Source organism: Spirosoma sp. KUDC1026, from assembly GCF_013375035.1.
Classification (GTDB): Bacteria; Bacteroidota; Bacteroidia; order Cytophagales; family Spirosomataceae; genus Spirosoma.
This window is the reverse complement of the sequence record NZ_CP056032.1, coordinates 4,870,291-4,882,118: the sequence shown is the minus strand read 5'-3', so window position 1 is coordinate 4,882,118 and position 11,828 is coordinate 4,870,291. Positions and strand designations below refer to the sequence as shown.

The following is an 11,828-nucleotide window of genomic DNA, read 5'->3' as shown; positions in this document are numbered from 1 at the left end:
CTTTCCTCCTTCCCTTCCTCCTTCTCCTTGTTCCTTTCTCCCCTTCATGATGTAAGCTATCCGTTTCGGGAGGCCCCAAAAACGAAACATGAGTCATCCCTAATTTTAGGGAGCTGATTAATAAAGAACCTCCTTTCTTAGCTTTGAGCATCACCACAACGCCAAAGCCAGAAAGGAGGTCTTTTTATGTCCAGGACATACCCCCAAAAAAACAACTTTGTTTCCCCAAAGTCAACCGCGGCTTCCTTTTTACTTAACCGCGCCCAGCTTTACCTGCTACCCCTTCAGAACCAATTGTTCGAGCGGCTCGACAAACGACTCGTGGTCACCTTCAAGGAGCTGTTTCGAGCCATTCTCTTGTTTCGTAACACCAAAATGGGACTGCTGTTGAGTGAGTTAGGTAGCTATGTGGCCGGCTTTGCTCATGCACCAGCGGGCACCAAACGAATTAGCAATCTGCTGCGATCTCCCCACTGGCAAGCTGAGCTGATCGATACATTCTTCTTCGAGCGAGCTCAACAACGCATCAGCCAACTGATACAGAATAAAATACGGCCCTTATGTTTGTGGGATGACAGTCGACTGGAGAAGCCTGAAAGCTGGTTTGCCGAAGGACTCTGTCCGGTGGAAAGCAGCAAAGCCAAGCGACTCACCAAGATCAAGAAAGGCTTCTATAAACGACCCTCGGGCCGCATCTGTGTGCCAGGCTTTCACTGGACGGGTGTCTTACTGTCCGGGTTAGGCCAGGTGCCCAGCGTAGTACAGATGAGTTGGTGGACTTCCCGGGGCAAGCAAAAAGAACTGGCTACCAATATCATGTACCGCATGCTTAAGAAGCTCCAGGCTTCACTGCCCCAACCTGTGTTACATGTGCTGGATCGGGGCTACGCCAACAGCTGGACTATTGAATGGATGCTTCACTTTCAACAAGATTTTCTGATACGTTGGAAGAAAAACCATTTGTTGATTCACGCCGAGAAAGGTACTAAACAAACCCATCTCTTAGCGCGCAGTTGTGTGGCCCAGGGGCGTAAGCTGCTGCGCGACAAAGAGCGTAAGATCACCAAACACGTCAGTGTGGGCTGGTTGGCCGTTGAGCATCCTGATTTTAAGGGAACGACTTTGTGGCTGGTTGTGGTACGGGATAAAAAGCAACTGCAACCCCCGATGTACCTATTAAGTTCGGTCGGCATTGATTCGGTGAGAGATGCCTGGTCATTGGTGCACAGCTATATGCACCGCTGGCAGATCGAGCAAGCCTTCCGGGTGGGAAAGGCCGAATTGGGGATGGAATCACCTCGGTTGAGGCTCTGGGTGAATCGACTAAAGTTACTGGGAATAGTGAGCTTGGTGTATGATTTCCTGCTGTCCTTACTACGAAACTGGCCAGGCTGGGTACCTATTTTTCTGAAACGGTGGGTGCCCCGGACAGGCAATCGGCACCGAACTGCTTCGGTGCCGATTTATCGATTACGCTTAGCCATCGCCAATGCGTTGATGGTCGCTTTCGCTATCAATCAAAATTCGGGATGACTCATGTTTTCACGTTAACAGGAATCCTGTCTATTATTCTCCGTACACGTTACCGTCATAGGTAACGCTGGATACTTTTTTGTCCAGGTAGTAGAGCTGATCGGCTGGGATCTGATTGAACAGATCCAGGCAGCGACGAGCGATGTATTCTTCTTCCATCTGTTCTTTTACGTACCATTTCAGCAACTCAGCCGTAGCGTAGTCGTTTTCGCGGTGGCAGGCCCCCATCAGGCGATTGATCGAACCTGTTACTGCAATTTCCTGATCCAGAGCGGCTTCGAAAACCGACCGCAGTGAATCGAACTCCTGGTCAACGGCAGGAATAGCCGGCGAGAACGCCGTACCGCCCTGGTCGCAGAGATAATGAAACAATTTCATGCCGTGCTCACGCTCTTCTTCCGACTGTTTGTAGAAGAAGCCAGCGCTGTAATCAAAGCCATTCCGGTCGCACCAGCCGGCCATAGCCAAATATTTTGAAGACGATGTAAACTCCATTTGAATTTGCTGGTTCAGCAGTTGTTCAATGGCTTCTTTCATCGATGTGCGGAGTCTGATTAAATCTTTCATACTGTTATATATCGGTTCGGATATTTCGTTCTTGATGTGACAAAGTAACTACAAAAAAACCAGCCCTGTTTTAGCGCTGGTTTCAAAAACTGAAATATATAGACAGTCTAAATAATACTTACTCAGCTACTTAGTTGGCAGAAAGTTCGCAGCCGCATTCGCGCAGCAGGCTATTTAATTCGAGCATAAGCCGGGCGCCGTCGAGCAGTTCGCGCAGATGGACGATCTCACAAAGCGTTAAGACAAAGCACAGTTCGGTCCGGGGCATGGACAGAATTTCCAGGTCGTGCGAGTCGTCGGTACTCATGGCCATCTGGCGAAGATCAACCGTTTCGACCATGCGTTTGAACTGCAGATAATCCTGGGCAGAGAACGCCGTATGAGTCCCCCAGAACTCCAGAATCAGCCGGTTTGTAACGTCACATTGATAGATCGCTCCGTTTTTCGTCCGAAAGAGTTCCTGCCAGGTTGTTGCGTTACTAGTCACAATAATTGTCTGTTCTGCTGATCTGTTTATGCAAATATACACAGCACCTCTTTTCAAACGATGACTCGTTTAGAAAAATTCCAAATAAACGTAAGCGTATCCTGCCGGCTTGTCGGTTGTAGAGCCAATTAACAGCAAAAGCACATCATGCACTGGCGGGATTCAGACGCAGAAAGCCGGTTTATGGGCTTAATTTGTGTATGTTTCCGGTGCAGTCACTGCCTGTCGCTTTACCAACTCGATCATGTTCTTTCGGTTTACTTTTCTGGCCTGCCTGATGCTGGTCAGTTTGCTTCGGTACGTAGCCGCTTTTGGCCAGAATACCGCTAATTATCGGTTCGACGTTCGAATGGAGAATCCCGCTTCTCACCAGTATCACGTTACGTTCCGCTGCCCTGCCGGGAAGATGGATCAACTGGACGTGAAAATGCCGGCCTGGACACCTGGTTATTACCAGATGATGAACTACGCGGCCAACGTTGGAAACGTCCAGGCGACTGACGAAATGGGGAAAGCGCTGGCCTGGAAAAAGACGGGCAACAACACCTGGCAGGTACAGACCAGACAGGCGAAAACGCTGGTGATGACCTACGACGTAACGGCCACGCGCAACTTCGTCGCCAGCCCCTTTCTGGACGAGAACAAGGGCTATATTTCACCGGCGGGGGTGTTTATGTACGTAAAAGACCAGTTGCAGCAGCCCGTTACGGTAACGGTTCATCCCGATAAAAACTGGAGTCCAATCGTCGCAACGGGACTGGATTCGGTGGCCGGTCAGGCGCATACGTTCATGGCTCCCAACTATGACATTCTCTATGATAGCCCCATCCTGATGGGCAAGCTGGAATCGCTGCCGTCGTTTACGGTACGGGGGATTCCTCATTATTTCGTGGGCTACAACATGGGGCCGTTCGACCACGCCCGGTTCATGGCCGACCTGAAAAAGATCGTGGAAAGTAGCGCGGACATCATTGATGACATTCCCTACAAACACTACACTTTTCTGGCCATCGGGCCGGGTGGGGGTGGTATCGAGCATCTGAACTCGACGTCGATCAGCTTTACGGGAAAGGGCCTCGATACGCCCGAAGGCCGATTCCGCATGTACAGCTTCCTGGCTCACGAGTATTTTCACCATTACAACGTCAAGCGCATCCGGCCAATCAACCTGGGGCCGTTTGATTATGAGAACGAGAACCGCACCAACATGCTCTGGGTATCGGAGGGCTTTACGGTCTACTACGAGTATCTGGCGTTACGTCGGGCGGGGCTGCTGACACAGGACGAACTGCTGACGAACCTGCAGAACCAGATTCAAAACTTTGAAAACAAACCCGGCCGCTTATTTCAGTCAGCAACGCAGGCCAGCTACGATACCTGGGCGGACGGCCCTTTCGGGCGCACCGGCGACGAGGCTTACAAAACCATTTCGTATTACGAGAAAGGTCCATTGCTGGGTACGTTGCTGGATTTCGCCATCCGGAATGCCACCCACAACAAAAAATCGCTGGACAACGTCATGCGGACTCTGTACCAGGAGTATTACGCAAAACAAAACCGGGGATTCACGGACGCGGAGTTTCAGAAAGTCTGCGAAACGATTGCTGGTACGTCGCTGAAAGAAATCTTTACTTATGCGTCAACGACCAGACCCGTCGATTATCGGAAATTCCTGGCTTATGCGGGCTTGACCTTAACCGAGAAGCCGAAGGAACTGCCGGGCGGCTGGCTGGGGCTATCAGTTCGGGAGAAAGCAGACAGCGTGCTCGTAACCGACGTAGAGTGGAACTCCCCCGCCTGGAAAGCCGGTATCCGAACTGGTGCAGTAATTCGTACGCTCAACCAGCAACCAGCTAAAGCGGCTCAGATTCAAGAACTGAGCAAAAGGAAATCGGCGGGCGAATTAGTTACGATGGCGCTCATTCAGAACAATAAGCCGGAAGAAAAAATAATCAAACTGGGGGTGAAAACTATCCGGAATTTTCAACTGACCAAAGACCCGTCGCCAACCGCTTTGCAGGCCGCTATTTTGGCCGACTGGTCGCGGGGGAGGGGTAAAGGCGATGAATAACAAACTAAAAAACCAGTTAACTCATGGACTTACAAATTGCGGGTAAAGTTGCCTTTGTCAGCGGTTCAACAGCGGGTATTGGCTTTGCCACCGCCAAGCGGCTAGTACAGGAAGGGGCTCAGGTGATCATCAATGGCCGGACACAGGCAGGTGTCGATACCGCCGTTGCGGAATTGAGCGCTCTGGTGCCCGATGCGAACGTATCAGGGATTGCCGCCGATTTCTCAAAAGCGGATGAGGTCCAGCGGTTGATTGATCAACTACCGACCATCGATATTCTGGTCAACAACGCCGGGATATTTGAGCCCAAGCCCTTCGTTGACATTCCGGATGAAGACTGGTTTCGCTTCTTCGAGGTAAACGTGATGAGCGGTATTCGGCTGGCCCGGCATTGCCTCCCGACGATGCTGGACCAGAACTGGGGCCGGATCATTTTCGTCTCCAGTGAGTCTGCCGTGTTCATTCCCAGCGAGATGATTCACTACGGTATGACGAAAACCGCCCAACTGGCTGTTAGTCGAGGGCTGGCCGAACTGACGACGGGCACGAACGTAACGGTGAACGCCATTCTGCCCGGACCAACCAAATCGAAAGGCGTGGGCGGATTTCTGGACGAGTTGTCGAAAGCCGGAAACAAAACTGTTGACGAGGTAGAACAGGAATTCTTCCAGACGATGCGCCCCACGTCCCTGATTCAGCGGTTTGCGTCGGTGGAGGAAATCGCCGACACGATTGCGTACTACGTTAGTGGGTTAGCTTCGGCCACGAACGGCGCGGCCATCCGGGTCGAGGGCGGGCTGATCCGGTCGATTCTTTAAGGCGAAAAATTGAGTAAGTCTCCTGATGCATTGACGGCTTAGAAGCGGTGCATAGGGGCAATTTGCATTCGGCTTTCTCTGTTCTACCGATACTTCTTAAGGAATGTAAGCTGGCTGCTTACCTGCTTTATCCATTCCCGCGCCATCAGTTCATGGGCGAATACGGTCGGATGAATACCATCCCAGATCCAGTAATCAATGGGGGCTTTCGTCAGCGCTTTGTCGAACAGGGCGGGATAATCAACGAGTATGGCATTGAATTCGGCGGCTAGTTTTCGGACAATACCTTGTCGTTGTGCCGTGTCATCACGCCAGCGTTCCCAGTTTTCGCTACGTTGTCCGACGGGATAGACGAAGGGAAGCCCTAGAACAAACAGGCAGGCTGCGTGCTGGTTTCGACTGTCGGTAAGCAGCCCCCGATACGTGGATTCGAACTGTTCCAGGCTGGTCGCTTCGGCTGGTTTGTTGACAACCAAATCCGTATCGTTGATCCCAACCAACAGGCTGAGAACATCGGGTTTGAGAGCAAGCGTATCAACCGACCAGCGTTTCTGCAGATCAGTAACGGTATTGCCGCTAATACCCCGGTTATAAAAGCTAAATCCACTCTCCGGAAAATCAGCGCCTATGCGGCTAGCTATGGAAAATGCGTACCCATGACCCATAATATGGTTTGGGTCTGTGGTGCGCCCTCGGTTACCATCCGTGATGGAGTCGCCCTGAAACAGAAAAACAAGTCCTTTTTCGGCGCGAGGTTCAGGCATCGGTACGGGGGCAGCGACCAGCAGTGGTTCGGCTGCTAAACCGGCCAATGCCGACGATTTGAGAAAGGCACGTCTTGAGGTGTTGGATGACATAGAAAATTTCAGCCTTAGGGGATCAAAAGTGGTCCAGCCGGTTCGCACCAGGTAGTATTTCGGGGTATTTTGATGTATACTTGCCTGAATATATATCAAGAATCGATCATAGGGCTGGCAGGTTTTGCTTTGTCAGATAACGCGGTTATTTGGGGAACTTGCTCCGTAAAAGTACCACGCGATAGCCGTAAGAGTTTGTCCGGGCATGTGTTCGAATGCAGAAAAAGGAAAGATTTGTACCGCATTCGTCAAGTAGGTATCGAGTTTGGTTTTGTTTTCAAGTAGTTAATCAGGTTTATTGAATAAAAAAGCAAATATGTTTCGGTTGATAGGGATAGTCGGTGCGGCCCTCTGGGTGATGGCGGGCATGGTGACTAAACAGTCATCGTCCCCACGAATGAATGGAAGTCTGTTTCGGGAAGGTTCTGATACGTTGTTGAAAGCCGCCAGCTGGCCCAACGAATTGATGATGAACGCCTTTACCGGGCCATCACTGACACCCAGCCCGGCCTGTATGGCAGTAGCGCCTACGGGTGAAGTGTTTGTGGGGGTTGATAAAATGGGATCGCTCGGGAAAGAACCCGGTAAAGGAAGTATCGTCAGGCTGGTTGATGCCGATAACGACGGGCGGGTAGATCGTCATACTGAATTTGCGCAGGTCGATAATCCACGGGGAATTCTGCCGCTGGGCGACCGGCTGCTGGTGCTGCACACCACCTTTTCGCCCGAAACTAAAAAAGCGACTGGCATGGACCTGGTTGTTTTTGAGGATAAAAACCAGGATGGCGTCGCCGACGGGCCATCTAAGCCCCTGATTCAGCACATTAGCAACGTGAATTTTATCCAGAGTCGCGGGACAGACCATGCGACCAATGGTATCCGGATGGGTATCGACGGCTGGGTCTATATTGCAGTAGGCGATTTTGGCTTCTACAAAGCAATCGACCGGTCGGGTAAAGAACTCACCATGCTCGGGGGCGGTATTGTTCGAGTTCGGCCCGACGGTACCGAAATGGAAATCTACACGCATGGCACCCGTAACATTTACGACGTCGCAATCGACCCGTACATGAACACCTTCACCCGCGACAATACGAATGATGGAGGAGGCTGGAACATCCGGTTTTCGCACCATATCCAATCGGGTGAGTATGGTTACCCCGTTCTGTTCAAGCACTTTACCGACGAAATTATTCCGGCCCTGGTGGATGTGGGTGGTGGATCGGGGACTGGCTCGCTCTACATGGATGAGCCTTCCTGGCCCGAAAAATATAACCGCGTGCCTATGATGGCCGACTGGGGCCGCAACCAGCTGTATCTGCACCGGGTTACGAGCGACGGGCCCAGCTTTGTGCAGAAAGAGGAAGAGTTTATCAAACTGCCCCAGATTACCGACGTGGACGTAGACGGATCAGGACGGATGTACCTGGCTGCCTGGGATGGAGCGGGTTATACCGGAAATCCCGGCAAAGGCTACGTGGCGCGGGTCATTCCAAAAGACTGGCAGTACGTTCCGTTCGGGAATGTCAAGAAAATGTCGGTCAAGAAACTGGCCGATCTGCTGAAGTCCGGCAGTGCCGTAGCCCGGTTGGCGGCTCAGCAGGAATTATTGAGCCGTACCGATGGGAAAACGCAGAAAACGGTCTGGGCGATTGTTACGGACAAACGGGTGTCGCTGCCGGGCCGCATTGCCGCCATGTATACGTATGCTCAGCTGGCCGGTGCTGATGGAACCGGGAATCTGGTGCGGCTGGCTGCCGACGAAACGATGCAGGAATACGCCCTGCGGGCTCTAGCCGACCGTAAAGCATTTGTTGCCAACGTACCGCTTGAGCCGTTTCTGACGGGATTGACCAGTACGTCGCCCCGCGTGCAAACGGCCGCCATTATTGGGATCGGTCGTCTGGGAAAGGCCGAAGCAGCTCAGGCCCTGTTAAAAACTGTTGTACCAGCTACGTTTGTGGCTCCGGCACCAGGCACCGAAGGGCCCCATGCTACGCCCAATTCATCCATTGTTCCGGCCCACCTGGCGGTTCGGGCGCTGGTCAGCCTTCGGGCGGTAGACGCCTGTGTAAACGCGCTCAGTACGAATCAGTCGACCCTGGCTCTCTGGGCATTGCGCTACATGCACGATCCCAAAGCGGTGAATGGCCTCCTGGCGGCTTATGCAAAAACAACTGATGCTGCGCAGAAGCAGCAACTGTTGACTACGCTGGCCCGATTGTATAAGAAGGAAGCGGACTATGACGGTTCCTGGTGGTGGAGCACGCGTCCGGATACCCACGGCCCCTACTACCGGGGCATCGAGTGGGAGTCGTCACCAGTGATCAAAAACTTGTTGGTTGGCGAATGGCAAAAAAGCGATCAGAAGCAGTTTTTCACCGATCTGAACAGCCGCCTTCGTCTGGAAATACCTGAATTTGGCGTGGAAGAAACCGTTGTTGCTAAAGAAGAACCAAAGGTCGATCTGGAAAAAATAAAGAATAAAAAAGGACAGATCGGTGAAGCATCGATTGAAGACGTGATGCTGGCGATGGCTAAAATCAAAGGCGAAGCGGCTGTGGGCAAAACCTTGTTTACGCAGCAGGGGTGCGTTGCCTGTCATAGCCTCAGCAAAAACGAACCCATGAAAGGGCCGTTTATGGGACAGATTGGCTCGATTATGACCCGCGAGCAAATTGCGGAGTCGATCCTCAAACCGGATGCATCCATTTCGCAGGGTTTTGCTACGGTATTCATTACAGCCAAGGGTAATAAAAGTTACACCGGCTTTGTTACGGAAGAATCGGCCAGCCGGATCGTCATGCGCGACATAACCGGACAGGTGTACACAATCAAGGCGTCGGACGTGGTTTCCCGGAAAGAGATGGAAAACTCCATGATGCCTACGGGCCTGGCCAATGCCTTGTCCTACGAAGAATTTGCGTCATTGATTACGTTCCTATCCCAGCAGAAGAAGTAAACACGAAACCCCCTAACGACAACAGCCCGGCCAGATGGCCGGGCTGTTGTCGTTAGGGGGTTTCGGAATAATACGGTATAGGGCAGGATTACTTAGCGGTTTCGGCTGTGTGGAGCACGCCCAGTTCCTGGCCAACTTTGGTGAAAGCGGCTACGGCGCGTTCCAGGTGTTCCTGCTCGTGACCCGCCGAAATCTGCACCCGAATCCGGGCTTTGCCGTTGGGTACGACCGGGTAGAAGAAACCGATGACGTAAATGCCTTCTTCCAGCAGCCGGGCAGCAAACTCCTGCGCCAGTGGGGCTTCATACAGCATAATTGGCACGATCGGGTGCTCGCCGGGCAGAATGTCAAAACCGGCCGCGGTCATGGCCTCCCGGAAATAGCGGGTATTGTTTTCCAGTTTGTCGCGCAATGCGGTCGATGCTTGCAGCATGTCCAGCACTTTCAGCGACGCGCCTACGATGGTTGGGGCCAGCGTATTAGAAAACAGGTACGGACGCGACCGCTGACGCAGCAAATCAACAATCTCTTTCCGGGCCGCCGTAAATCCCCCCGACGCGCCACCAAGCGCTTTACCGTACGTACCGGTGATGATGTCAATCCGCCCGAATACGTTCCGGAATTCGGGTGTACCACGGCCGGTCTTGCCCACAAAACCGCTGGCGTGGCATTCATCGACCATCACCATCGCGTTGTACTGATCGGCCAGATCACAGATTTTGTCGAGCTGGGCAATCGTGCCGTCCATCGAGAAAACCCCGTCGGTTACGATCAGGGTCCGGCGGGCCGACGATGCCGCCTGCAACTGGGTTTCCAGATCGGCCATGTCGTTGTGCTTGTAGCGAAACCGTTTCGCCTTGCTCAGCCGAATTCCGTCAATGATCGACGCGTGGTTCAGCTCGTCTGAAATGATGGCGTCCTGCTCGCCCAGCAGCGGTTCAAATATTCCACCATTGGCATCGAATGCGGCTGCGTACAGAATACAATCTTCGGCCCCGACGAACTCGGCTGTTTTCTGCTCAAGTTCTTTATGGATATCCTGCGTACCGCAGATAAACCGCACTGACGACATACCAAACCCGTGGCTGTCGAGGGTCTGGTGGGCCGCTTCGATCACATCCGGATCGGACGACAGACCGAGGTAGTTATTGGCGCAGAAGTTCAGCACTTCCCGGCCGTCGCGCACGGCGATCACCGACGACTGGGGCGATACAATGATCCGTTCGGACTTGTAGAGTCCCGCTTCTTTGATGCTGTTCAGTTCCTGCTGAAGTTGTTCTTTGATGGATCCGTACATGGGATTTATGGGATTGAGACCAGCGGCTGGTAGACGGCGGTCAGGTTTGAAATCATCTCCTGGGTCATGCGGGACAGATCGAAGGCCGGTTTCCAGCCCCAGTCCTGCCGGGCTACTGAATCGTCGATGGTTTTGGGCCACGACTCGGCAATAGCCTGTCGAAAGTCAGGTTTATAGTACGTAACAAAATCCGGAAAATGGGCTTGGATGGAAGCCGTCTGTTCGGCAGGAGTGAAACTCATCCCTGCCAGGTTATACGACGTCCGAACGCTGATCTGCTCGGCGGGGGCATCCATCAGTTCCAGCGTGGCTCGGAGAGCGTCGTCCATGTAGATCATGGGCAGACGGGTATCAGCGTTCAGAAAGCAATCGAACGACTGGCCCTGCACGGCGGCATGATAAATCGCCACGGCATAATCGGTGGTACCACCGCCCGGCATCGACTCGTAGCTGATGACGCCCGGATACCGCAGCGAGCGTATGTCGAGCCCATAACGTTTGTGATAGTACATCGACCAGTTTTCGGCGGCTACCTTGCTGATGCCGTATACGGTAGTGGGGTCCAGATAGGCGTTCTGTGGCGTATCGTATTTAGGCGCATGTTCGCCGAAAGCCGCAATCGAACTGGGAACGAACACTTTCCGAATGTTGTGCAGTCGGGAGACCTCCAGTACGTTGAGCAGGGTCTGCATATTCAGGTTCCAGGACCCGATCGGATCGCTTTCGCCCTTTGCCGATAGGATTGCGGCCAAGTGATAGATCTGGGTTATCCGATACCGCCGAACAACTTCGGTCAGAGCCTCGGGCTGGGTTGCGTCCAGTAGCGTAAACAGACCAGAGTCGTTGGCTGGTTTTCGTAGGTCAGCCGCAATAACATTGCTGCTGCCAAATTGATCCCGTAAGCGGGGGAGAAGGGCAGTACCGATTTGCCCGTTAGCTCCAATGATTAAAACAGTTTCGCGCTGCATCACCAGGTTAAATAAGATTGTGAATACGAACGGATTGAAAAGAAATAATAACGCTTATTAATTGTAAGTGTTATTTCCGGTGCAAAGTTACTTTTGCCAATAATAAAAAGAGATGTCTTGGATAAGTAAGTAAATATTGTGGTTCATGGGGTAAAAACGCGTGAAATTTTCTAAAACGTAAGTCTTGTTAAGTGTTATTTAGGAAAATTTTTGGTCTACTTTTTAACGGTTTAGTACTATTTTCTGTTTCGCTGAACTGTTCTTCCGT

Annotated in this window: 9 protein-coding genes; 4 read left to right on the top strand and 5 right to left on the bottom strand. The window is 52.3% G+C overall.

Translation table 11 applies throughout. From position 1 onward, the window contains the following. Nucleotides 1–186: 186 nt before the first annotated feature. Entirely contained in the window at nt 187–1,533 is a 1,347-nt protein-coding gene (locus HU175_RS20430; RefSeq protein WP_176568338.1) for a transposase, read from the top strand. A 33-nt stretch (nt 1,534–1,566) separates the two neighbouring features. Here the strand turns inward: HU175_RS20430 and HU175_RS20425 are convergent, their stop codons facing one another. Together HU175_RS20425 and HU175_RS20420 are read right to left on the bottom strand one after the other, a co-directional pair. Next, nucleotides 1,567–2,100 carry a ferritin gene (locus tag HU175_RS20425; RefSeq protein WP_176568337.1) on the bottom strand — a complete coding sequence of 178 codons (534 nt, stop codon included), beginning with the start codon at nt 2,098–2,100 and terminating at the stop codon, nt 1,567–1,569. Between the two features lie 130 nt (nt 2,101–2,230). Then, nucleotides 2,231–2,587, bottom strand: a complete 357-nt coding sequence (locus HU175_RS20420; RefSeq protein WP_176568336.1) for a DUF6686 family protein — start codon at nt 2,585–2,587, stop codon at nt 2,231–2,233. Between the two features lie 244 nt (nt 2,588–2,831). Between HU175_RS20420 and HU175_RS20415 the strand changes: the two genes are divergently transcribed. Next, nucleotides 2,832–4,658, top strand: a complete 1,827-nt coding sequence (locus HU175_RS20415; RefSeq protein WP_176568335.1) for a M61 family metallopeptidase — start codon at nt 2,832–2,834, stop codon at nt 4,656–4,658. Nucleotides 4,659–4,681: 23 nt separating this feature from the next. Next, nucleotides 4,682–5,476, top strand: coding sequence for an SDR family NAD(P)-dependent oxidoreductase (locus HU175_RS20410; protein ID WP_176568334.1), 795 nt, complete (start codon nt 4,682–4,684; stop codon nt 5,474–5,476). An 83-nt stretch (nt 5,477–5,559) separates the two neighbouring features. On the opposite strand, the gene HU175_RS20405 is transcribed toward HU175_RS20410, so the two are convergent. Beyond that, entirely contained in the window at nt 5,560–6,333 is a 774-nt protein-coding gene (locus tag HU175_RS20405) for an SGNH/GDSL hydrolase family protein (RefSeq protein WP_176568333.1), read from the bottom strand. A gap of 397 nt (nt 6,334–6,730) precedes the next feature. On the opposite strand from HU175_RS20405, the gene HU175_RS20400 reads away from it, so the two are divergent. Continuing rightward, entirely contained in the window at nt 6,731–9,295 is a 2,565-nt protein-coding gene (locus HU175_RS20400; RefSeq protein ID WP_410528607.1) for a heme-binding protein, read from the top strand. Nucleotides 9,296–9,383: 88 nt separating this feature from the next. Here the strand turns inward: HU175_RS20400 and kbl are convergent, their stop codons facing one another. Both kbl and HU175_RS20390 read right to left on the bottom strand, forming a co-directional pair. Further along, nucleotides 9,384–10,592 (bottom strand): glycine C-acetyltransferase, encoded by a 1,209-nt coding sequence (kbl, locus tag HU175_RS20395; protein ID WP_176568332.1) that lies wholly within the window; start codon nt 10,590–10,592, stop codon nt 9,384–9,386. Nucleotides 10,593–10,597: 5 nt separating this feature from the next. Continuing rightward, a complete protein-coding gene (locus tag HU175_RS20390) occupies nt 10,598–11,560 on the bottom strand; it encodes an NAD-dependent epimerase/dehydratase family protein (RefSeq protein WP_176568331.1) in 963 nt (320 codons plus the stop codon). Nucleotides 11,561–11,828 lie beyond the last annotated feature (268 nt).

What these genes read in the sequence shown, in the direction of transcription:
- HU175_RS20410 (WP_176568334.1), top strand. Translation starts at nt 4,682, where the DNA reads ATGGACTTACAAATTGCGGGTAAAGTTGCCTTTGTCAGCGGTTCAACA.
- HU175_RS20425 (WP_176568337.1), bottom strand. Translation starts at nt 2,100, where the DNA reads ATGAAAGATTTAATCAGACTCCGCACATCGATGAAAGAAGCCATTGAA.
- kbl (WP_176568332.1), bottom strand. Translation starts at nt 10,592, where the DNA reads ATGTACGGATCCATCAAAGAACAACTTCAGCAGGAACTGAACAGCATC.
- HU175_RS20430 (WP_176568338.1), top strand. Translation starts at nt 187, where the DNA reads ATGTCCAGGACATACCCCCAAAAAAACAACTTTGTTTCCCCAAAGTCA.
- HU175_RS20415 (WP_176568335.1), top strand. Translation starts at nt 2,832, where the DNA reads ATGTTCTTTCGGTTTACTTTTCTGGCCTGCCTGATGCTGGTCAGTTTG.
- HU175_RS20405 (WP_176568333.1), bottom strand. Translation starts at nt 6,333, where the DNA reads ATGTCATCCAACACCTCAAGACGTGCCTTTCTCAAATCGTCGGCATTG.
- HU175_RS20400 (WP_410528607.1), top strand. Translation starts at nt 6,731, where the DNA reads ATGAATGGAAGTCTGTTTCGGGAAGGTTCTGATACGTTGTTGAAAGCC.
- HU175_RS20390 (WP_176568331.1), bottom strand. Translation starts at nt 11,560, where the DNA reads ATGCAGCGCGAAACTGTTTTAATCATTGGAGCTAACGGGCAAATCGGT.